Below are 22987 nucleotides of genomic sequence, written 5' to 3'. Positions count from 1 at the left end.
ACTAACCTTCTAAAAGATGTAATTCCATAAGATTATCAACAATTAATCTTGCCCCACTTAACGATGGGTGATCATCATCAAAATACAGCGCTACATTGTTTTTAAATGAAAAGCAATTCAAAGTATCGCAATAGGTATCTCTAGGATCTACAAAATGAACATTAGAAGGAAAATCACCTCCTAATAGATACTCTCTAACTAAAGCATTTCTTTTCATGTAATACTCAACACTAGTGCCAGATATACTTCCATACTCTTCATTATACAGATTATTTCTAAAAGCCAATCTATTTACATTTTCATATAATTCAGGAATCGGCAATACTACGTACACTTTATCTTTTACAGCTGCTAAGTCTTCTAACATATATGAAAAAGATTTCAGTATTTCAAGCCTAGCATCGTCCTTATTCATAAAATTCAAAACAGAGGGATGGTTATCAGGCAAATTAGGGTAATCTGATATGTTATCTCCAAATAATGAAGAGGTGATGCGATAACTCACTAAAACATTTTTAATATCTCCATCTGAAATCAATGAAGTAACAGATCTTCTCTCCCATTTAGAACAATCATTAAGCTCATTAATATTGTAAGCAGTAGTACAACCAACTTTAGTATATTGTTTAACTCCGTCACCATACTTACTCACCCTTTCAGCCAGAGCATAAGAGAGTTCAACTGCATGACTATTACCAATGACAGCCCAGCTACCATTTTCATTAAACAACTCACATGGATCTTCCCACTTAGAATTACATTCATATGCCATAGGAGATCTTTCAATAGTAGAGGCGGGGTGAGATTGAAATCTCGACTTCAATCCATCAGAAACATAAACAGATACCCCAAAAGAAAAAATTAGAATTGCGATAATTAAAGGCGGGTAAAATATTAAACTCACAAAACTGTATTTAGGTGCATTTATCCATCTAAAATTTTCAACACAGCGATACGATATATCACCCAATAAAATAGAGATCATTAAACCTAAAAAAATAGAGTAATAAGACTCAAAATTCAGGTAAGAAAACAAAACAACAACCGGCCAATGCCATAAATATATAGAATAAGAGCGATATCCTATAAATTGCATAAATTTGTTTGTAATAAAAGAGTTATTAGACTTTGCAACTATAATAAAAAAAGCACCTAAACAAGGCACTACGGATAAATACCCAGGCCACGGACTGCTCTCATCAAACAAAAAATACGACAATGAAATAAGCAATAAACCGAAAAAGAAAAAACAATTCGAAAACCTTGAGTAATCCCTATTAAAATATAAATAGGCCAGAGCACCTACACCCATTTGCCATATCCTACAAGGCAATGAATAATATGAATCTAAACTCCAAAAGTATGACGAGCAAATAGAAAAGATGAGACTTATAATAGTAAGAATTAGAACCGCTGTTTTAATACTATATTTCGAGAAGAGCGATACCACAGAAAGGACAAAAACAGGATAAACCAAATAAAACTGCCATTCTACAGATAATGACCAAGTATGTAGAAGCCACTTATATTTTGAATCAACGTCAAAATACCCAGATTCAGACATATAGATAATATTTGAAACAAAACCAATACTGCTTGCTACATGTTTCGCCAACTGCGTGTAATCTAAAGGCGTGAGATATAACCAGCCAAACAGCATCATGACAAAGCATAAAACCATTAAAGCTGGAAAAATTCTTCGTACTCTAGAACCATAAAAATAAATCAAACTAAAAGTATTCTTTTCTATTCCAGAACACACTATCAAAGTCATAAGATAGCCTGAAATAACAAAGAAGATATCAACTCCTGCAAAACCTCCACTTAGCAACAAATTATCAAAATGGAATATTAAAACACCAAGTACAGCAATAGCTCTCAAACCATTAATATCAAGACGATAATTCTTGTTCATTATCCCCCCGACACTTAACACAAACACTCATAACCACAACAATAAACAACATCCAAATTAAGTTTTGATCTCTATATATAGATGACTCAGTAATATTATGAATCAATGGAACAAAGATCGCAGTCACCTGCCAACGGCTACCAATATCTTTAAGCAACAATAAAAATACTAATAGCACAAACAAACTAAGCCAGAAACCAAATTGCATAATCAACCCAATATATCCATTATGAGCTGACGTTATGTACTGGATAAAACTATAACCATCATCAAAAAAATAAGGAATCACACCAACATTAAAATAGCTCCCATAGCCATATCCAAAAGCTACTTTTTCATAAAACCCAAGATCATAATATAAAGTATCCCATATAAATCCTCTTCCCGTTAAAGCATCAGGATCCAGGACCAAACCTAAATGCCACATCCCCTCAAAAAAATAACTAACAGACGGAATAAAAATAAACAACATACACAAAGAAAAATAAGAAAGAACCAAAGCTGTTTTAATTTTATTCACAGAAAACATAAGGGAAAAAAACAAAGCAAAACAGATCGCTATATTAGTTTTACTCATAGTCATAATTAAAAGAGAAGTTATTAAAAACAATAAAAATCCATACTTCCTTATTTCAATTCCTAACTGACCAACAAGAAACATAATAAGAATAACTAAGACACATAAGTTTGCTGCAAGAATATTCTTCCCTTTCGTGAATCCAACTAAAGCCCCATCACCAGCAAAAGCCACACCTAAAACCACGGTCACTCCAATAAGAAGCACTACAGCATACGAGCTAAAGCGCACTACTTTTTCAATCCCGTTATTTACAACTGAATAGTAAAATGACAGAGCTACGGTTAGCATAAATATCAATTGAAACAATGATCGCTTAATTACGTAGGATGGGTATTCAGACCATAAGACTGTAACTAGGGATATTCCAACAAGAACAAGGAAGTAGTGAATCTTCACTTCTAACTTAAAGTTTCGCCTACCACTAAAAAAATCGCTTAAGAAGCATGCAAAGTAGAAAGAAAACATACCCAACCAAAAAACCTGCTTGGTAAAATTACTCCCAGATTTATTCAGAGATTGAACATCTAAATCCAGATCCATCATTGCAACTTTACTAGACAAAACAGGATGAAAAACCCCTAAACAGAAAAGCAAAACGAACCCGAAGCCAAACTTCTTAAAGTAATCAATAGCTATCATAAAACTATCTTACTATAAAAAGATTTAAGGCTTTTCGCTATATTACTCCAACTCAAAGAGTCAAGATTTAAGCTATCAGAATTTCTGTTACCATCCAAAACATCCGCTATCAGTTCATTTGAAATATTACCGGAATACGTATATATCATCCCATTGATAATGCGGCTATACTCCTCAAAATTTTCTGTATATGGAATCAACACGGGAGTTTTAAAAGTAACACTCAGAAGAGCACTACCAGAATTGAATATATTATTAAATGGTAAAACACTTACATCAGCAGCGGAAAAATATACTTGCATATCTTGAGTATCTACAAACCCATCAAAAATCAGTATATTTTCACTTTTAGCCTGCGCTTTTATCTCTTCAAAATACGCCTGACTTTCAAACTTACCTGCTATTACCAAGTAATCATTTTTTAAAGTACAATTTGAATTAAAGACCGAAATCAATGCTTCAACGTTCTTATATTTTTTTACCTGACCTAAAAATAGAACAACTCTATCACCCTCTTTCAGTCCAAGTTTTTTTAAAGCATCGTTTTTAAGAATTCCAGAAGGATAGCAGCCATCATATAAGCCATGATATACGACTGAACTTTCCACGCCTTTCAGCTCAGGGTATGCCGAAAATAAGATTTTTTCATTGGATTTAGACAGAGATACAACTCCATCAATCAACTTTAAAAACAAAAGCCAGAATATTGAGTTCGTCTTTTTATATTTTATGTGATGAGGAACTAGGTTATGTACAGTCCACACAACTTTCTTATTGAATAACTTTGCAATGAACAGCCCAAGTAAAAGAAGAGATGAACAAACCAAAGCTTTAAGATAATAATTACTATTTAGGTAAAACTCTGGCCAATGTATATGGACTACATTGTACCTGAACAAAAAAAGCTTCTTTAAGGAAAACTCTATGACATCCAAATCTTTGTCTACAACTGCCCTGTATAGGAGAGCATTATAAGGATTTGATTTTTCATTCTTATACGCAGGAAAAGCTAAAACTTTCATATAACACCTAGTCTGAACATCCAGTTTCAAACGATTCGCAACCCAACATTTTATGGGACATCTGAACATGCTCTCCATAGTTCAGTCTGCACCATAAGCCTCACTCGCCGAATGAATGAACAAATATGACAAGTAAAGCAATTCGGTTTATAGGACTATAAAGCCTGATTTTTAGTGCCTTTGAGAGGAATTCTTAATTGCATTCACTACTCTAATAGTCCAACGCCCCTGATCAGGTTGACCACGCCACAACTAAAGTAGTAATTTCTCCTATAAATTCGCTCCAATAAAGCTAAATTTAAAAACAGCTTTAAAACCATTTCACGAACACTGTGTTCCAATATACCACACAATAACACTACTTAAACACCCAATTTTGTCACTTTCAAACACACTTCTCGTGATAGGTAATTTCTCCAGAAGAATAGCCCACGCCTGCTTTTTTCCACTTCAAAATTCAGGTAGGATTCACCATAAGTAGATCTACTCGCTTTCTCATTTAAGTAAAAGGAATTACCAATGAATCCCTTTATAAAGTACACACTTGCAGTGGCCATGGGGGCCTCTACTACTCAAGCATTAGCTGAAGCTCAAGACGCAACCACTTCAGAAACACCTACTGAACAAACTACCGAAGCTCCTGCAGATCAAGTATCTGAAGCCCCTGCAGAACAACCAGCTGAAACACCTGCTGATCAAGTAGCTGAAGCCCCTGCAGAACAACCAGCTGAAACACCTTCTGATCAAGCCGCTGAAGCGCCTACAGAACAACCAGCTGAAACACCTGCTGATCAAGTAGCTGAAGCCCCTGCAGAACAACCAGCTGAAGCCCCTGCAGCACAACCAGCTGAGACACCTGCTGATCAAGTAGCTGAAGCGCCTACCGAACAACCAGCTGAAACATCTGTTGATCAAGTAGCTGAAGCCCCTGCAGAACAACCGGCCGAAACACCTGCTGATCAAGTCGCTGAAGCACCTGCAGAACAACCAGCCGAAACACCTGTTGATCAAGTAGCTGAAGCCCCTGCAGAACAACCGGCCGAAACACCTGCTGATCAAGTCACTGAAGCACCTGCAGAACAACCAGCCGAAACACCTGTTGATCAAGTAGCTGAAGCCCCTGCAGAACAACCGGCCGAAACGCCTACCGACCTATCACCAGAAGAATTATCTGAATTAAGTAGCCTACAAATAGCTCTGGAACAAGCAATTAGCCAGGGCAAAACAGATGAAGAAATTGCAGCATTAATCGCGGAAGCTGTTAGCCAAAACCCGGATCTTGCAGCATCAATTCGAGTACTAGCTAATAATATTACAGGCATCAGCAACTCCATTGTTGATACTGCTATTATTCAAGGACTTGCAGAAGCACCATCAACAGCAGCTGGCCCTACCAACCAAGTTGCAAGAGCAGCACTTAATCGAGCTTCCCCTTCACCAAGAAGTGGCGGTGGTGGAGTAAACTCTGCTAGCGGCGGTTAACCTACGATAATCACCCCAACCTAAAAATCCCGCTACAGCTACAACTTTAGCGGGATTTTTATTTCTATCTGACCCATCTATATCTGAGCACCATCAATGAAACCTTCCAACCAAGTTTTTGACCAGAAACTGTTCTACATATTTTTGATTTTAATCTTTTGGTTACCTCTTCCCCTAGGCAGTAATCGACCTTGGGCCTGGCACTTAATGGAAATAGTTTCATACGGTTTAACTGCTTGGTGGCTTATCCTCTATACCTATAAAAAGGTAACCATCACTCAACCCCTTGCCAAAAGTCACTGGTTGTTTATACCCCTACTCAGCTTCAGCGGAATTATTTTAATTCAACTTGCGCCACTACCTTCATCACTTATCCAAGCACTTCGCCCAGTTGATTTATCTTTGGAACCCAGCCCTTACATCACACTCTCTATTGATTCTTTTGTCAGCTGGATACATTTCAAACAAACATTAGCGTTTATATGCCTCGCTTTTCTGACTCTAGCCCTCACAAACACTCGAGATCGCTTGAGAAAATTAGCATTAACGTTTGTCATTACAGGTGTCATACAAGCTCTGTATGGTGCCTTGATGACACTATCCAATCTCGAGTATGGTTTTTTTATCAAAAAAGAAGCCTTTCACGGTGTTGCTACAGGCACCTTTTGGAATCGAAACCACATGGCAAATTTCTTAACCTTATGCTTATCCGTTGGAATCGGTTTATTACTATCAGAGCTCTATGAAAAGTCATCTTCTAACTGGCGAGAAAGAGGACGCCGACTAATAACGTCATTAATGGGCAATAAAGCCAGAGTAAGGATCTGCTTGGCCATCATGGTTATTGCACTTGTATTAACCCACTCCCGCATGGGTAATACAGCGTTCTTTTTCAGTCTAGTAGCCGCAGGATTAATTTGGCTCTTCATGACCAAGAGAGTGACTAAAGGAAGCCTGATTTTACTCATAAGCCTGCTTATTATCGATACACTAATCGTCGGCGCTTGGTTCGGAATTGATAAAGTTGCTGAAAGACTTGAAGGAACTGCACTTACAAAAGAAAGTCGTGATGAAGTAAACCGGGATACCCTGACACTGATTACAAATCAGCCACTATTAGGCAGCGGAGCAGGTACTTTCTATACAGCTTTTCCCCAGTACAGAGGAGATGACATCACACTTTATTATGATCATGCTCATAATGACTATCTTCAATTGGTTGCAGAGCACGGCTTTATCGGGGTAACACCTCTAGCCCTGCTGCTCCTAACATCATTTACCACGGCTATTAGCACAATGCGAAATCGACGAACCTTACTGTTCCAAGCATTAGCATTTGCTCCAATAATGGCCATCTCAGCAATACTGTTACACAGCACGGTAGACTTCAATCTACAAATACCCGCAAATGCCGCATTTTTTGTCATCATATTATCAATGAGCTGGGTTGTAAGATATCTACCCAGAAAAACCTATCGCCGCAGAGAAAGATCTTCAAGGTAGAGCTATTGTAAAAATCAATCACAGCTCGAAACACTGCCATACTCCGATGAGAAAATAGCGCAATTACCATCACTGACGTAAGACGCGCCATCTGAGTAGTACGAGCTACCACCACCGCCAGATGAAGAGCCTCCACCTGAGTTCATGCCCAAAGCTTGAGCTGCTGCTCGTTCGCCATAAGCAATCGATAATACGGAGTAAGCGAAGTCTTTCTGTTCCTGCAAACCTATGTAATTCCAGGAAGACTGATATTCATTCAGTATTTGCCTCGCTTGTGACAAGTCTGTTTGCGTATCAAAAGGCAGAGAGGCGTAACTGTTTGCCAGGTTACTGACTATGGTCTGACGTTCTGCAGCACTGAAATTTCTCGGCTGCCCCATTTGGGCATGAACAAAGATCAACGCATCCACGTAGGCATTAGCAGCATCAGACGTTAACTGCCCACCAGTGCCTTGAGCAATCACACCACCAGACATACCTTGCTGACCAGCAGAGTAATTCGTTGTTCCAGAAGGATAAGCAGGCTGATTACCCGAGTCTGCGTCGCCCATTTCAGTGACCGCATCAGACGCCGGAATAACGTTAAATACAACCGAATCAATGACCCGGCCATCATCCTTCACAACAATTTTATATTCACCAATCGGCCAACCATTATCAGGCTTGGAAAAAGTAAAGGTTGACGCTCGATTCGACTGGGAAATGAGTTCCGCGCTAGCAACTTCAAAGCCGGCTGGCGCCACATCTCCAACATCAACCACCAACAAAGTTGCAGACACAATGCTTTTACTATTGGTCGTCACTTGATAATGGATTTCAGGCGTATTGGTAAGATAAGAAAACCGGGATTGAATTAATGAGCCAGCATTTGCCAGCGGAGCAACACACAGAACAAATAAAGAAACAGGTACCCATGCCTTAAAAGATTTCATGGCAACCTCCACATAATTAACTATCTACCCTAACTATAGATTCAATTATGTGGAGCGTTAAAACATTAGATAACCGGCGAAACTTATTTCAGAACAACAAGTTAGAAAGCCAAAATAGATTTAAAACGCCAAAGTTTGATAATACTGTTCAAACTCCGACTTAGTCACCTCTCCCACAATGCGACCGATTTGCTCTCCTTTCGCATCGTAAAAGAGAAACGCTGGCGGCCCGAAAAGTCGATGCTGTTGAAGAAATATAGCATTGGCATCAGCCACTTCAGTGATATCGACTTTTACAACATCCACACCACGCATCATTTCTTTAACGTCTGCCTTTGAAAGAATTTCTTTCTCCATAACAAAACAGGATACGCACCAGTCAGCAAACACATCCAGCATGATAGGTTTTTCCTGGCGTTTAGACTGCGCCAAAAGCTTATCCAGCTCAGCGCCCGGCGTGACAGTAATAGCATCCAGCTTCATTTCTTTTGCCTGAACAACAGAGCCAGAAGCAATGAAAGATAAAGGAGCATCAAAGCTGGCCTTACCAGACAATCCAGAGGCCAACAACGCGACCGAATAGATGAAAATAACCAGAAGCACACCGCGATACAGTGCATGAGTTACAGCATCCAGCACGCCAGCCCATATAGTGAATACCAATAAAATAACGGCCACGGCAATTGCCAATATCTCAACCGGGAACAGGTGTTTCACAAGATACAGAGCCATCATCAAAAGCAGCAAACCAAACACCACCTTCACCTGCTCCATCCAAACACCGGCTTTAGGCAACACATTGCGACCACCCAGCACAACCGCCATTAACGGCAAGCCCATTCCCAATGCCATAGCAAATAACGCTGCACCACCCAAGAACATATCCTGAGTGGTACTAATGTAGATAAGCACTCCCGCTAAAGGGCCGGAAACACACGGAGAAACCACCAACGCAGAAATAGCACCAAGTACTACACAACCAACCAAACCATGATTTTTGGACTCATCGCCAACACCGCTCAGACGATTACGAACCACTTCCGGCAGTTGCAGTTCATACACACCAAACATAGCCAATGCCAACGCAACAAAGATGGCCGCAAACACACCAACCACCCAAGGCTGTTGCAGCCAGGCTTGCATTTGTACCGCATCACCGAATCCGGCCATAACCACACCTAACGCACTGTAGGTCACAGCCATACCCAAAACATAGGAAAGCGATGCAAGAAATGCAGAATGTTTATGAGAGCCCTGATGATTCACAACCACTGAACTCAAGATTGGCAGCATTGGTAGCACACAAGGCGTAAACGCCAAACCTAATCCCAATCCTAAAAACATCAGAATGGTGAGAAAGAACCCGGAAGACCTAAGAGTTTCTGTAATTGAACTGGGCGAGCCAGAGGGTGAAGATGAAGAAGGGCTCAACACATCAGAACCAGCATCCTGAGCATTAGAATCAGAGACCTGCGCTACTGATTCATTTTGTAGATCACCGTCCCAAAAGGCCGTTTTACGAGTCGGAGGATAACACAAACCTGCATCCGCACAGCCCTGATAGCGAACCTTAACCTCGCCCTCCACCACCGGCTTTACTGAAACACCCCAACTACCGTAATAGACATTAACCAAGCCAAATGCAGGATCATCCTTTTCTTTGGCTTTACCTTCCACCGTCTCGAACGTCAGCTTGTTACCAGCAGCGTCTTTAACAGTCAGACGATCTTCATAAAGATAATATCCGTCGGTAATATTCCAGCGAAGAATCAATCGATTGTCATCACCAACTTTAGACTCAAATTGAAATGCCTCATCAACCGGCAAGAACTCAGGCTCTTGCTCTGCAAACAAGCCAGTTTCACTCGATGCACTGCTCCATAAGCTTCCATTCGCGGAGAACGATGTATTAGCCCCTATCAACAAACCAAACGCAATCATCGCTAAAAACAGCCAGATGACATTGTGTTTTATTTCATCGTTCGTGGTTCTACATCGCTCAACAGAAGCCATAAATACATCTCTAAAAACAATAATAAATTAACGCTAAAACGTTTTTCTGGTAGGAGTTAACTAATGGACTCAGGGAAACCCTATTAGTTCCCCTGTAGCCCTTAGTCGATAAGACATACGACCTTATGAACGCCCTGACATTTGATTCAGAAGATCACCTTCCAAATGCAAAGTTTGTGTTGGAAATGCCATATCTGCGCCATGCTTATGAACAATTTCCATCACTTGCAACAACACCTTTTCTTTCACTTGGTGATACTCAATCCAATCTGTTGTCTTGGTAAAGGTATAGATAAAGAAATCCATAGAGTGAGCACCAAACGAATTGAAGTTCACAATCAATGTCTGTTTGGTATCGATATCAGGATGGTGCTTCAACATTTCCTTCACTTCCTGAACGACATGAGGAACAACCTTCGCGTCCTGATAACGCAAACCAATGGTTTCATAAATCCGGCGATTCAACATGCGCGACGGATTCTCAACCGAGATATTGGCGAACGTTGAATTCGGCACATATAAAGGACGCTTATCAAACGTACGAATTCTTGTTAAACGCCAACCGATGTCCTCAACCGTCCCTTCAATATTCTTATCCGGAGAACGAATCCAGTCACCCACTTTGAACGGACGATCCAAGTAGATCATCAAGCCACCAAAGAAATTAGCCAGCAAATCTTTGGCTGCAAAACCAACGGCAATACCACCAACACCACCAAAAGCCAACAAGCCCGAAACACTAATCCCCAAGGTTTGAAGAATAACCAGAGCACCAATGATGAATACAACCGCTTTCATCGCCTTACCCAGCGCATGAACCGTGGTTAAATCCATTGGCTTGCTTAATCGTGAAGGATCAACCAACACCTTCTCAGCTTGCTTAATAAAACGCAGAGCAAACCAACATATAAACACAACAACAAATAAGGCATAACGCTCAGGCTGAATGTAGTCCAATACAGAGCTTACAGCCTTACTTTCAGAGCTTTTCTCAACAATATCGACAGAAAGAATAACCGCAACAACCCAAACCGAAACTCGCACCGGCTTGCGAAGCGCGTAAATCAGAGAATCATCCCATAGGTTTACTGTCTTTTCAGCCTGCCTCTCTGCCACATCCAAGGTATGAGCTACCACCACATTTGTTATAGCTGCCAATATCAAAACAGCCAAAACCAACCAAACCCACACATAGCCTTCAGACCAGCTAAGCCAACCTTGCGCCATAATCCAATCTTCCATGCTTAACTCATTCATTACATAGACCTTTAAGATAAAAATACGAATTTCAGGCTCATTTCTGCCGAAAGCACAAAATGTATAAGAGAACGCAGTCTACATCAAAGGGTTTTACCAGAAATACCCACAGACATCAGGAAGAGAACTAAAAAACAAAGAATTCCAAACGAAAAGCAACGAGTTAACGCAACGAGTTAAAGCAACAAGAGCAACCCCTGAATCAAAATTACCTAAACGCCCACACACCATTAAGAGTATTTGATTCAGAAGAGACAAACAGAAGAAGGAAAGAGAGAACAACAACTAAAGAGATAAAATCCCGGTCAATATAAGCAAGGCAGCCGCCACTGTTAACAGGGATGAGCTGGCACCATCCTTGATAATGAATCTATACACTTTCGACTTTGTCATTCATCAATCCTTTGTTTGAAATGAAAGACCATGACCATACGCACCCAAAACAACCAAAGCTAGAGCACCTAACAGCATCCTATGTAGGAAAATTGCCACAACATTTTAAGGACACCTGTAATTAAGCCAAATTAACTCAACTACACTTTTAAATAGAATGCGTTAATACAAAAGAACAGCCTGATAGCGGACCATCAGCGCAAATCAACAAAGGAGTAAAGTTCACCCAAACCAAAGGAGATCAGAATTATGTCCATCGCTCATAATCTGGCCACCTACCTAAATGATCAGGCCATTCATTACCAGACCATCACACATGATGAAAGCCACACAGCATCAGACAGCGCTCGTTCGGCCAACATCCCAATGCACAACATGATCAAAGCCATCCTTCTCAAGAATGGGGACAATTACCTGATCGCCCTCATCCCGGCAGATCACAGACTCGACATTCACAACGTCAATAAAACCTTATCATCCCACTGGTCCATTGCTTCGGAATCTGAATTAACCAAGGTATTCCAGGACTGCATCCCCGGCTCCATCCCCGCCGTGCCAGCAGCCTATCACCTAAGCGCCATTTGGAGTTCCTGCATCGCGGACATTGATCGAATTTATATGGAATCCGGTGATGATCACGCCTTGATTGGCATGAGCAATCGACAATTCATGTCACTCATTGCAACACAAACTCATGGAGACATCAGTCACTCAAGCATGAGTTACCCACCTTCCAGCGCACAGTTCGACGCTGAAGATAACGGTGCCGAATACTAACCCAACCTCTTAAGCTCAGCCAGAAACCTATGATTCTGACTGAGCTTTCTAATACTTCGACTTCATAAAAAACAATCAAATCTATTGAACTCCTTCCAATTTAAGAGTACAAATGTACGCTGAAACAAGGAGATAAATATGAGCCAAAGCAGCGAATTTAATTTTTCCACTAAAAATCAAAGAGTTAAAAGAAAGATCAAAACATTGCTTAATGAATCTTTAGTGAACAGCTCGTCGCTGAGATCATATTACGAGCCACTAATCCAACCGTTTGTGCCGTCCTGGAGCGTTAAAAAGTTTCGGGCAAAAGTCATCGATTTAGAGCGCATAACCCAGAACGTCATTCGGGTTACACTCAAGCCGAGCAAGAAGTGGGCTGGATTTGAATCGGGTCAGTTCATCGAATTGAGTGTCGTACAAGACGGGGCTTTGGTAAGTAGATGTTTCAGTATTTCCAGCTCTAGACAGCACTGGCTTAAAACCGGAAAGATCGAACTAACGATTCGCGAGCAGGAACAAGGGCGTATTACCCCCTGGCTTCTTCAAGGCCTGAAAAAATATCAACACGTTCAGATTTCCAAAGCCAAAGGCCACTTCACATTCAATGCTTCGACAACGTCATCTGTACCTGCATCTTCGCCAGTATTAATGCTTGCAGGCGGAACAGGCATCACGCCGATTTTGAGCATGCTAAGTGACATCGCCCATTACCAGCAGAAAGTCGACCTGATCTTCTTTTCACGTGATTCGCATCTGTATAAAGAAGAACTGAGTCGCCTTGCCACAAGCCATGAGAAGTTATCCGTTCACTACATTAATACACAAGAACAAGGCCATTGCTCAGAAGCCCTATTAAATACACTCTGCCCTGATTTCTTGAATCGTGACATCTATCTCTGCGGGCCATCCCAGATGTCCGAGGATGTGACTCACCTTTTGGAATCATTAGAATTCGATTCAAATCGACTTCATCAGGAACATTTTCTGCCCATCAGAAAAAAAGCAACCAGCGGTCAAAACATCTCGGCGAGCATTCGATTCAATAAAGCCGGACTCACCACAGAGATTGAAGCTACTAACGAACAAACCTTATTAGAAGCAGCAGAAGCCGCAAAACTCTCACCCAACTACGGATGCCGAATGGGCATTTGCCACCAATGCAAATGCAATAAAACCAAAGGCGTGGTTCTAAATACAGTCACTGGCGAAGTGTCGGATACCTCGGAAGAAGTAATCCAATTGTGTGTCTCTGTGCCACTCAGTGACCTGGAGGTTCAGCTCTGAGACGGCTCTAGCCACGTAGCAACAGTGGTATTCAAAGACGGATATTCAAAGACGGATATTCAAAGACGGATATTCAAAGACAGATATTCAAAGACAGCCACTAATGGAAATAAGACGTTAATCCATAGCAAACATTAGTGAAAAACAAACACTAGCGCATAAGAAACAAGTACGGACAACAAGATGAACTCATCGACATTAATTAATGATCAAAAGACAGCAACCAAACTGTCACCTGAGGACTATTCAGGGCTAGAAAAGGAATTGGATGCCCTAAGAGAACGAACCCTGGCTAAAGTCGGTCAGGTGGATGCTGACTACATTCGCAAAATCATCCGCATTGAACGCTGGAGCGGCATAGCCGGGCGAATCGTGATGGTCCTAGGTTTTTTCAACCCACTGCTCTGGGTGGCCGGTGTCGCATTACTTGCTCTTTCCAAAATCCTTAACAATATGGAAGTAGGCCATAATGTGCTTCACGGTCAATACGACTGGATGAACGACCCCTACATCAACTCGAAAACCTTTGACTGGAATATCGTTGGGGACACAGAGTCCTGGAAACAGGTGCACAATTACGAGCACCACACCTACACCAATATTATCGGTAAAGACCGTGACTTTGGTTACGGCCTTCTTAGACTAAGCAATGACTTGCCTTGGCGACTAAAAAACACCTGGCAGATTTTTACCTATGCATTGTTAAGCCTGTTGTTTGAGTGGGGTGTCGCCTATCACGAGCTGGCAGGGGATCGAGCTTTTAGCAAAAAAGTCCCGCCGAAAAACCGTAGACCGCGCCTTTCAAAAGAAAATCTAAGACGCGCTTTCTTCAGTAAAGCCGGAAAACAATTGTTTAAGGATTATGTATTCTTCCCCCTCATCTCTGGCCCAATGTTCCTGCCGGTTCTGTTGGGTAACCTAACGGCCAACTTGATTCGAAACCTGTGGACTTCAACCATTATCTTCTGCGGACACTTCACCGAAGACATTCATACCTTCAAAGAAGAAGATTGCCAAAATGAAACCAAAGGCGAATGGTATTACCGACAAATGCTGGGTTCATCAAACTTTGAAGGCAAACGCTGGTTCCACATTCTGTCAGGTCATCTAAGTTGTCAGATTGAACACCATCTGTTCCCGGATGTTCCGGCACATCGCTACATCGACATGGCGCCTGAAGTTCGTCAAATTGCAGAGAAATACGGCATTCCGTACAACACAGGCAGCTTTACCACCCAGTATTTGACGGTACTGAAACGAATCATGAAATACTCATTCCCCCAGAAAGAAACACACAATCCAACGTCTCTTGCCTAACACATTTCTCTCCAACGACTTCACGGGAGCCTTTTTGGCTCCCAGCTTTCATCGAATAAAGACGCTTTTAACGGAATTTCCCCATCCCGTTGAATAGCATTGGATATCCCCTGCCCCCTCACATAGACTTAAACAATCTATTGAGAGAGACATCGGACTGTACTAATGAGAAAAAAACTTCTGTTCTGGCCCTGCATTGGTTTGCTAATGCTGACGGTTTTGGCTGGCGTGATAATGGAGCGTGCCTTTCAAAGCTGGTTTATAGAACATACCGATGAAGAGCTGTTGTCCGTTTCTTCTGCGGTTAAAGTGATGCTCAATAAAACCTATCACGACAACCAGATCATTCGATTGGATCGAATCACCGATGACACCAACCAACTGAAACCCGATATTCGAATCACCCTATTGCAGAAAGATGGCACAGTCGTCGGCGACTCGGAACTCACGCCCTCTCAAATCACCAACACAACGAATCACAGCAACCGGGAAGAGATCCAGCAAGCACTATCGGACGGCCAGGGTTATGCAACTCGCTTTAGCGAAACCCTTCAGGAAAACCTGATTTATTTCGCTGAGTATTACCACGATGATAACTTTGACGGCATTATTCGTGTCTCTACCTCCACCAAGCATATGACGGAAGCACTCTGGGGCCTGAGAACCATCATGGCCTTCATCATTATTGGCATGAGTGTTCTGATTGCCCTGATCATTATTGCGTCTCAAAAACAACTCAACCATTACATAGAATCGTCCCAGCATGACCTTGAAAGCAAGGTCGCCGAACGCACCAAAGAAATCGAATTATTACACCGACTCGCCAATATGCTGGCCGCCTGCAATACCATGACAGAAGCACAACAGGTGGTTGAAGACATTGTGCCTCGCCTGATTGGTAACCTGAACGGCTCCATTGCCCTAATTCGATCCTCTCGCAACCAGCTCGAAGTAAAGCTGGATTGGGGAGGAAAATGGCCGGGAGAATCAACCTACGCACCTCATGAATGCTGGGCATTACGCAAAGGTAAATACCACCTTTCCAATGACGAACACACCTCTCTGCCCTGCAAACATATGGCAAAGGTAGGAAACGACCAAACACTGTGTGTTCCTCTGATTGCTCATGGCAACACCATCGGAATCTTACATTTATACCTTGCCGACCACGAACTCAGCCATGAAAAATTGCAGGTAGCATTCACGATTGGCGAACACTTAGGTTTGGCATTAGCGAATCTCAACCTTCAAGACAAACTTCGAGAACAAGCCATCAGAGACCCACTAACCGGACTCTACAATCGCCGTTATCTGGAAGAAAGTTTGGAACATGAAATCATGCGTGCCCGCCGACGAAATCAGTGTCTCTCGGTACTCATGCTGGACGTAGATCACTTCAAACGCTTTAACGACACCTTTGGCCATGATGCAGGCGATTACGTTTTGAAATCACTCGGTAATACATTGTCGGAAAGCGTTCGGGGTGAAGACATTATCTGCCGTTTTGGCGGTGAAGAACTGGCTATTATTCTTCCTGAAACAGGCGGAGAGAACGCTGGTATCGTTGCGGCAAAACTCTGCGAAACCGTGCGTCAGAAGCATTTGGAACTCAATGGGCAATCTTTGGGGCAAGTGACCGTATCCATTGGTATTGCGTGCTATCCAATGCAAGGTGATAAGGGTGAAAGCCTGCTTAAAGCCGCAGACCTCGCGTTATACGAAGCCAAAGAGTCCGGCCGCGATCAATTCTGTTTTTCCCAGATACAAACCGAGCCAATGATGTCCAATACCAAACATCTGGTTGAGAAAATCATGGAGGGTACTGTCGGCACCATTACACCCAAGGATTCACAAGACGAAATTACCAGAAATTAAGGGCCCGAAGACCTACTCGGGTATGCTCGTTGATAATCCATCTTTTCGTCGATTTGAAAAATGCCATTTCGGGTAAACAAGCACAGCCAATCGAAGTAACACAGCGGTTGGCACGCAAAATACAATCACGATCAGTCCCAGAATTGCCCTGAAGAAGTCACTGCCCTGTTGGAATAGCTCGTCTTCATCGGCACGGTAGGAGTCAAAGCAATGGTTAGGGCCATCAACTGGCTGGAACGCATAGTCAATGATCTTCTCCAAAACCTTCCAATACCAAACATAAGGCTTCCTGGCATGAACGGAAAAATAACCTACTCGTGCTGACACCGTTGCATCCGGATTGCCTCCTGCAATGGCATTCCCCAATTGATCCACTGCGACCATAACCGAGTTCGGCCAGGACATCCCTTTTTTAGATGTCCGTTTATCACTGCGACCAGGCTTCACTTCGTCTTTGGTGGAAGTCTCGCCATCGTTGAGTAAATTCATTCCTCGCTCCTCCTTGAAGACAAGGTTTTATAAAATCTATATGATAGATCGTCTTTCTATTTCCTATCTATCATTTAAGAATTCATTCAATTGCATGTCACTAACTACTGGTCAGGCGTTTCTTCTTACTCGTCATCAAAAAGATCTACGCCGATCTGGGAAACAGCCAACGTCGAATGGTATTGCACCGGAAGAAAATAATGATCCAGGAGCACCATCAAAACCAGTAAAACCTCAAGCACCTTTCAAACCCAAAGCACAGTTCAAACCCAAAGCACAGTTCAAACCCAAAGCAGACAGCGAACTCGTTTATTGGGGTTGGACAGAACATGGCCCGGCAAGATTCGTTATTCATCACGAAACACCCCTACTGTTTGTTGAACAAAAGCATGCGCTCCAAGTCGAACAAATTCTGAATACTCTGGCAATTCGTTACCAATCCCAACCATTAGATCATCAAACGTTTCATCATCAACCAGTCACTATCTTTTATTTCTATACGCTGGATGAGCTTTACCGTGCACAGCAAGCCATTAAACATCGAGATATAGAAACCTTCGAACACGACTTGAGATTGCAGGATAAGTACCTCATCGAACGCAGTATTCGTGGCGGCGTCGAGTTTATAGGTACGGCACACCCACAACCGGGCTACACAGAATATCGAGATGTTCGTCTCAAACCCGCAAAACTCCACCCGAAATTCCGGATTCTGTCTTTGGATATCGAATGTTCGATGGAAGGCGACCTCTACTCCGTTGGCTTATACGGCCATAATCTAAGTACCCCAGAGCCTGGAATGGTAGACAAAACCGTCATTATGATTGGCGAGCCGATGGCTGAGATACAAAGCGAAGAAGCCACACTTGATCTCAACATGGTTTGGGTAAAAGACGAGTACCAACTCTTGCTCGCCTTAGAACATCACGTTCAACGCCATGATCCCGATGTCATCATTGGTTGGAACGTCATTAACTTTGACTTCAAACTGCTTATCGAGCGGGCCAAAAAACAGGACATCAGTTTACGGCTAGGCCGTGGCCTAACCCTGGCCCATTGGCGAGATTCCCGTACCGAAGCCAATCAAGGGTTTATCACCCTTCCCGGCCGAGTCGTGATTGATGGGATCGATGCACTCAGAACCGCCACCTACTTTTTTGAAAGTTTCAGTTTGGAAAACGTCGCGCAGGAGTTATTACAACGCGGTAAGAAAACCGATCATGTAGATCAACGGGCCGAGCAAATCACTTACGACTTTCATCACAACAAGCTAAAGCTGGCTCAATACAACCTGGAAGACTGTAAGTTGGTTTGGGACATTTTCGAACACACCCAAATCATGGACTTCATGATTCTGAGAAGTCAGCTCACAGGCTTAGAACTGGACAAAGTTGGCGGTTCCGTTGCAGCCTTCACCAACCTCTATCTGCCAAAACTCCACAGAGCCGGTTACATTGCACCGAACTTGCCCCCCGACGGTGGCTTAGCCTCCCCTGGCGGCTATGTCATGAATTCCAAACCCGGCTTCTATAAAAACGTCTTGGTATTAGATTTTAAGTCTCTTTACCCTTCCATCATTCGAACCTTCAAAATCGACCCGATGGGTTTGATTGAAGGGCTGAAAGATCCGGACTCAGCCATCCCCGGTTTCAAAGGCGCATGGTTTTCCCGAGATAAGCATTTCCTACCGGACATAATTACAGAACTCTGGCAGCAACGAGATCAAGCCAAGCGAGACAAAGACGCCCCGCGCTCACAGGCCATCAAGATCATCATGAACTCATTTTATGGTGTCTTGGGCTCAGGTGGTTGTCGTTTCTACGATACTCGCTTAGCCAGCTCTATTACCATGCGCGGTCACCAAATCATGCAACAAACCGCCGCATGGATTGAAGAGCACAGTTTCTTCGACCGCCCATGCGAAGTGATTTATGGCGATACCGACTCAACGTTTGTGCTGTTGGATGAAGCCTTCACCAATGAACAATGTCAGCAAATAGGTAATCGCTTAGCAAACATCATCAACCAAGCCTGGACGGACAAGCTAGCGCATGACCATCAGTTAGAAAGTCATCTGGAAATTGAGTTTGAAACCCATTTCCAACGTTTCTTAATGCCAACCATTCGAGGTTCGGAAGCCGGCAGCAAGAAACGCTACGCTGGGTTAACCTATCTCAATGGCAAACCGGAAATGGTGTTCAAAGGCTTGGAAACCGTTCGTACCGACTGGACTGAACTCGCCAGAGAATTTCAGCATACACTCTACAAAATCATCTTTGATGACATAGACCCTACCAGCTACATCCAAACCACCGTCGCCGCCACGCTAAACGGTGAACTGAACCATAAGCTCATCTATCGTAAACGCCTGAGAAGGCCGCTCAGAGAATACGTTAAGAATATCCCGCCCCATGTCAGAGCCGCCAAAATAGCCGACGAGAAAAACAAAGCATTAGGCAAGCCGCTACAATACCAAAACAAAGGCTGGATCAACTATGTGATGACCTTAGTTGGCCCAGAGCCAATCGATTATTTAACCTCGGAACCCGATTATCAGCTGTACATTGAGAAACAACTCAAACCCATTGCCGACGCTATTCTGCCATTTATTGGAATGGACTTTGACAGCTTGGTCGATAACCAGATGAGTTTGTTTTGACCCTTCAAATATTCTTTTCAAAATGACAAAAATGTCATTTTCATGACCAAGGTTTATCACCCACCGGACAGTACATTAGGTATGAGATTACTAATGAACACTACATTTTGAGGTGATTTATGAAACTATTTAAAACCACAGTAACTGCATTAGCGCTTTCTATCGTGAGCCTGGCCGCAACTGCCGAGCCTTTAAAAAACTCTGCTAATGAAACCGTTCGTAATCAAAGCAAAGTAATTGAAGTGCTTGTTTCCAGCTCCAGGCAAGCAGCGTATCAAGGCGCGTTAAGCAAATTAGACGCTCTCACAAAAAGTGCACCAGAGAGCCTAACCAGCGCTTTGCATGTTGGAGGCGGTAACGACATTGACCAAAACTCATTGCACTTGAAAGAAGACAACTTTGTCACCGTCACTGAACGTATAGGACAGGATGGCAATGTGCAGTACGTTGGACTTGTCCACGTCAACTACCACTACATAGAAGACAAGAGTCGCAACTAAGTAGATTTAACCGAATCGATCCCCCTTGGGCAGCCAATTTGGTTGCCCGTTTGTCGTTCTAATGACACTGGCTTTAACCTGAATCTATCCACTCACCTATCCACCCGGACATCCATCCCGAGGACCTTTCAATTAGGTCATTAAATTGGCGGATCAATTGACGGGTCTATTGGCCTAGGCTATGGAACATTACTGAAAAATGACTTACGTTTAACGGATGAAAATTTTAATTATTGAAGATGAAATCAAAGCCGGACAGTACCTACAAAAAGGGCTCACCGAGTCTGGCTATGCCGTCGATTTAAGCCATGATGGCGTCGATGGACTCTACCACGCCACCAGCGCACTCTATGACCTGATTATTCTCGACATCATGCTGCCCAAGCTTGATGGCTGGCAAATTCTTAACACCTTACGCAGCAGTAACATTACCACCCCGGTGATTATGCTGACGGCAAAAGAACAGGTCGACGATCGGGTAAAAGGCTTCGAGCTTGGAGCCAACGATTACGTGACCAAACCCTATGCCTTTGCTGAGTTACTGGCGCGGGTTAAAAACATCTTCAGACATCACACACCTCAACCACAAGTGTCGAGCAGCCCGAACAGCCTCAAAGTTGCTGATCTGGAATTAGATGTATTAAAGCGAACCGCCACCCGAGGCGGCACATCCATTCAGCTCACGGCCAAAGAATATTTGCTGCTTGAACTCTTTATGCGAAAGCAAGGACAAGTCCTTTCAAGAACCACCATTGCCTCATTGATTTGGGACATGAACTTTGACAGCGACACCAACGTTATTGATGTGGCGGTCAAACGTTTACGATCTAAGATTGATAAACCGTTTGATACTCCGCTAATTCATACCGTCAGAGGTATGGGGTACAAACTGGATGAGGACGACCAGTGATACAGAAGCACACTCAGTCAATGAAGACCCACCTGATTCTGATGTTTGTTGGTACCACCATTTTTATCTATTTCTCGCTCACTCTGGTGTTGCAACACCTCATCGAACGACATTTTTTTGAGCAAGACTACCAACATATCTCTGAGAAATTTCAATCGATCAACCTCAGAACCTTACAAAAGCCAGAAGACATCCTGGAGATACTTAGCCACAACTCGGCCTACTTATGGTTGCTGCGTGAAAGCTCAATCATTGGTCAAAATTCAGAGATACCCTTGCCTGCTGAGCAATTAGCCGCCCTCTCTCACTCCCCGAACACGCAAGACGACGCGTTAGAGTGGCAAACTAACGGTATGACCCTTCGGGCCTTTGACTTCCCGATTGATGATCAGCACCTATTGGTTATTGGTATTAATATTCGTCATCACCTTATTTTTTTAGATAACTTAAACCGGGTGCTGCTCTCATCTACTCTGCTGGCAATCTTAATCTCATCCCTTTATGGCTTTTTCATTGTGAGAAGCGGTTTGAAGCCCATTAAAGTTCTGGGAAGTCATATTCGTGAAATCACGCCGGACAGTCTCAGCAAACGCATTCCCTCGGAAAATCTACCCATCGAGTTACAAGAGCTTTCAGAAATTCAAAATAAAATGCTCGATCGCATTGAGCAGGGCTTTCATCGTTTAGGTGAGTTCTCATCCGACATTGCCCATGAGCTTAGAACCCCGCTGTCCAACATGAACACACAAATTCAGGTCATGCTCTCCGCACAACGAAGTAAAGAGGAGTATCAAGATGCTTTGGAATCCAACCTTGAAGAACTGAACCGAATCATTAAAACCATGAACGATGTGCTGTACATCGCCCGTGCAGAGAACTCTCTGGCGCGAAGAAACGATCAGACCATCCAACTGGCCGAAGAGCTTCATCGAATCATCGAGTTTTTTAGCATCATTGCAGAAGAGAAAGACATCACCATTGTACAGTCCGGCGATGCATCGCTATGGATTGATAAAGTGATGTTTGAACGAGCCATCAACAACCTACTCTCGAATGCGATTCGTCATGCTGACAATGACTCAACCATCAAGATTGACGTTGATCAGACAACCTATTCAGCGAACACAAACACGGTAAATATTCGTATCACCAATCAGGGGGAAACCATCCCTTCAGATTCACTTCCGTATTTATTTGACCGATTCTACCGGGTCGATAAATCACGACAGCATAAGAACAGTATCGGCGCAGGTTTAGGGTTATCAATCACACAATCCATCGTACATGCCTATCAAGGTCAGATTGACGTCACCTCTGAAAACGGGACAACCACCTTTGCCCTGCATTTCAATCAACATCATTCGTAACGTCTTGCAATAAAAACGAGTTAAAAGAGAAAAACACCAAAGAAGAAATACTAATTTAGGGACGAAAAAAATG

The 22987-nt window shown here is 42.8% G+C and carries 17 protein-coding genes; 10 read left to right on the top strand and 7 right to left on the bottom strand.

Going from position 1 to position 22987, the window contains the following annotated elements; translation table 11 throughout:
- Position 1: 1 nt before the first annotated feature.
- The 3 genes from QQL66_RS03810 to QQL66_RS03800 are packed head-to-tail and all read right to left on the bottom strand — an operon-like array spanning position 2 to position 4156.
- A complete protein-coding gene (locus QQL66_RS03810) occupies positions 2 to 1915 on the bottom strand; it encodes an acyltransferase family protein (RefSeq protein WP_284378936.1) in 1914 nt (637 codons plus the stop codon).
- Positions 1893 to 3134, bottom strand: coding sequence for an O-antigen ligase family protein (locus tag QQL66_RS03805; protein ID WP_284378934.1), 1242 nt, complete (start codon positions 3132 to 3134; stop codon positions 1893 to 1895). The genes QQL66_RS03810 and QQL66_RS03805 overlap by 23 nt, the downstream gene beginning before the upstream one ends.
- Positions 3131 to 4156 (bottom strand): glycosyltransferase, encoded by a 1026-nt coding sequence (locus tag QQL66_RS03800; protein WP_284378932.1) that lies wholly within the window; start codon positions 4154 to 4156, stop codon positions 3131 to 3133. Before QQL66_RS03800 ends, QQL66_RS03805 begins: the two co-directional genes overlap by 4 nt.
- A gap of 519 nt (positions 4157 to 4675) precedes the next feature.
- Between QQL66_RS03800 and QQL66_RS03795 the strand changes: the two genes are divergently transcribed.
- The gene (locus QQL66_RS03795) at positions 4676 to 5638 is read left to right on the top strand and encodes a hypothetical protein (protein WP_284378930.1); all 963 of its coding nucleotides are present in this window, start codon (positions 4676 to 4678) and stop codon (positions 5636 to 5638) included.
- A gap of 96 nt (positions 5639 to 5734) precedes the next feature.
- The gene (locus QQL66_RS03790; protein WP_284378928.1) at positions 5735 to 7141 is read left to right on the top strand and encodes an O-antigen ligase family protein; all 1407 of its coding nucleotides are present in this window, start codon (positions 5735 to 5737) and stop codon (positions 7139 to 7141) included.
- 14 nt (positions 7142 to 7155) lie between these two features.
- On the opposite strand, the gene QQL66_RS03785 is transcribed toward QQL66_RS03790, so the two are convergent.
- From QQL66_RS03785 to QQL66_RS03775, 3 genes are all read right to left on the bottom strand, one after another.
- Complete coding sequence (locus QQL66_RS03785) at positions 7156 to 8073, bottom strand: hypothetical protein (protein ID WP_284378926.1); 918 nt, start codon at positions 8071 to 8073, stop codon at positions 7156 to 7158.
- Between the two features lie 120 nt (positions 8074 to 8193).
- Positions 8194 to 10086 (bottom strand): protein-disulfide reductase DsbD, encoded by a 1893-nt coding sequence (gene dsbD, locus QQL66_RS03780; protein ID WP_284378924.1) that lies wholly within the window; start codon positions 10084 to 10086, stop codon positions 8194 to 8196.
- A 123-nt stretch (positions 10087 to 10209) separates the two neighbouring features.
- Complete coding sequence (locus QQL66_RS03775) at positions 10210 to 11343, bottom strand: mechanosensitive ion channel family protein (protein ID WP_284378921.1); 1134 nt, start codon at positions 11341 to 11343, stop codon at positions 10210 to 10212.
- A gap of 642 nt (positions 11344 to 11985) precedes the next feature.
- Between QQL66_RS03775 and QQL66_RS03770 the strand changes: the two genes are divergently transcribed.
- From QQL66_RS03770 to QQL66_RS03755, 4 genes are all read left to right on the top strand, one after another.
- Positions 11986 to 12513 carry a YbaK/EbsC family protein gene (locus QQL66_RS03770; RefSeq protein WP_284378918.1) on the top strand — a complete coding sequence of 176 codons (528 nt, stop codon included), beginning with the start codon at positions 11986 to 11988 and terminating at the stop codon, positions 12511 to 12513.
- A 138-nt stretch (positions 12514 to 12651) separates the two neighbouring features.
- The gene (locus QQL66_RS03765; RefSeq protein WP_284378917.1) at positions 12652 to 13797 is read left to right on the top strand and encodes a flavin reductase family protein; all 1146 of its coding nucleotides are present in this window, start codon (positions 12652 to 12654) and stop codon (positions 13795 to 13797) included.
- 183 nt (positions 13798 to 13980) lie between these two features.
- On the top strand, positions 13981 to 15114 hold the full coding sequence (locus tag QQL66_RS03760; protein WP_284378915.1) for a fatty acid desaturase family protein: 1134 nt from the start codon (positions 13981 to 13983) through the stop codon (positions 15112 to 15114).
- 165 nt (positions 15115 to 15279) lie between these two features.
- Positions 15280 to 16989, top strand: coding sequence for a sensor domain-containing diguanylate cyclase (locus QQL66_RS03755; protein ID WP_284378912.1), 1710 nt, complete (start codon positions 15280 to 15282; stop codon positions 16987 to 16989).
- Positions 16990 to 17001: 12 nt separating this feature from the next.
- On the opposite strand, the gene QQL66_RS03750 is transcribed toward QQL66_RS03755, so the two are convergent.
- Positions 17002 to 17478, bottom strand: coding sequence for a hypothetical protein (locus QQL66_RS03750; RefSeq protein WP_284378910.1), 477 nt, complete (start codon positions 17476 to 17478; stop codon positions 17002 to 17004).
- Between the two features lie 94 nt (positions 17479 to 17572).
- Between QQL66_RS03750 and QQL66_RS03745 the strand changes: the two genes are divergently transcribed.
- The 4 genes from QQL66_RS03745 (at position 17573) to QQL66_RS03730 (ending at position 22914) form a co-directional block, all read left to right on the top strand.
- The gene (locus QQL66_RS03745; RefSeq protein WP_284378909.1) at positions 17573 to 20137 is read left to right on the top strand and encodes a DNA polymerase II; all 2565 of its coding nucleotides are present in this window, start codon (positions 17573 to 17575) and stop codon (positions 20135 to 20137) included.
- A 119-nt stretch (positions 20138 to 20256) separates the two neighbouring features.
- Complete coding sequence (locus QQL66_RS03740) at positions 20257 to 20637, top strand: DUF3316 domain-containing protein (RefSeq protein ID WP_284378906.1); 381 nt, start codon at positions 20257 to 20259, stop codon at positions 20635 to 20637.
- Between the two features lie 217 nt (positions 20638 to 20854).
- Entirely contained in the window at positions 20855 to 21547 is a 693-nt protein-coding gene (locus QQL66_RS03735; protein ID WP_284378904.1) for a heavy metal response regulator transcription factor, read from the top strand.
- Positions 21544 to 22914 carry a heavy metal sensor histidine kinase gene (locus tag QQL66_RS03730; protein ID WP_284378902.1) on the top strand — a complete coding sequence of 457 codons (1371 nt, stop codon included), beginning with the start codon at positions 21544 to 21546 and terminating at the stop codon, positions 22912 to 22914. The genes QQL66_RS03735 and QQL66_RS03730 overlap by 4 nt, the downstream gene beginning before the upstream one ends.
- Positions 22915 to 22987: the final 73 nt, after the last annotated feature.

Source organism: Litoribrevibacter albus (assembly GCF_030159995.1).
GTDB classification, from domain to species: Bacteria; Pseudomonadota; Gammaproteobacteria; order Pseudomonadales; family Litoribrevibacteraceae; genus Litoribrevibacter; species Litoribrevibacter albus.
Note: the sequence above shows the minus strand (reverse complement) of the source record. Positions and strands in the feature narration are given on the sequence as shown.

Excerpts from the sequence above, each read along its gene's own strand:
- QQL66_RS03810 (WP_284378936.1), bottom strand. The coding sequence starts at position 1,915 with ATGAACAAGAATTATCGTCTTGATATTAATGGTTTGAGAGCTATTGCT.
- QQL66_RS03805 (WP_284378934.1), bottom strand. The coding sequence starts at position 3,134 with ATGATAGCTATTGATTACTTTAAGAAGTTTGGCTTCGGGTTCGTTTTG.
- QQL66_RS03800 (WP_284378932.1), bottom strand. The coding sequence starts at position 4,156 with ATGAAAGTTTTAGCTTTTCCTGCGTATAAGAATGAAAAATCAAATCCT.
- QQL66_RS03795 (WP_284378930.1), top strand. The coding sequence starts at position 4,676 with ATGAATCCCTTTATAAAGTACACACTTGCAGTGGCCATGGGGGCCTCT.
- QQL66_RS03790 (WP_284378928.1), top strand. The coding sequence starts at position 5,735 with ATGAAACCTTCCAACCAAGTTTTTGACCAGAAACTGTTCTACATATTT.
- QQL66_RS03785 (WP_284378926.1), bottom strand. The coding sequence starts at position 8,073 with ATGAAATCTTTTAAGGCATGGGTACCTGTTTCTTTATTTGTTCTGTGT.
- dsbD (WP_284378924.1), bottom strand. The coding sequence starts at position 10,086 with ATGGCTTCTGTTGAGCGATGTAGAACCACGAACGATGAAATAAAACAC.
- QQL66_RS03775 (WP_284378921.1), bottom strand. The coding sequence starts at position 11,343 with ATGAATGAGTTAAGCATGGAAGATTGGATTATGGCGCAAGGTTGGCTT.
- QQL66_RS03770 (WP_284378918.1), top strand. The coding sequence starts at position 11,986 with ATGTCCATCGCTCATAATCTGGCCACCTACCTAAATGATCAGGCCATT.
- QQL66_RS03765 (WP_284378917.1), top strand. The coding sequence starts at position 12,652 with ATGAGCCAAAGCAGCGAATTTAATTTTTCCACTAAAAATCAAAGAGTT.
- QQL66_RS03760 (WP_284378915.1), top strand. The coding sequence starts at position 13,981 with ATGAACTCATCGACATTAATTAATGATCAAAAGACAGCAACCAAACTG.
- QQL66_RS03755 (WP_284378912.1), top strand. The coding sequence starts at position 15,280 with ATGAGAAAAAAACTTCTGTTCTGGCCCTGCATTGGTTTGCTAATGCTG.
- QQL66_RS03750 (WP_284378910.1), bottom strand. The coding sequence starts at position 17,478 with ATGAATTTACTCAACGATGGCGAGACTTCCACCAAAGACGAAGTGAAG.
- QQL66_RS03745 (WP_284378909.1), top strand. The coding sequence starts at position 17,573 with ATGTCACTAACTACTGGTCAGGCGTTTCTTCTTACTCGTCATCAAAAA.
- QQL66_RS03740 (WP_284378906.1), top strand. The coding sequence starts at position 20,257 with ATGAAACTATTTAAAACCACAGTAACTGCATTAGCGCTTTCTATCGTG.
- QQL66_RS03735 (WP_284378904.1), top strand. The coding sequence starts at position 20,855 with ATGAAAATTTTAATTATTGAAGATGAAATCAAAGCCGGACAGTACCTA.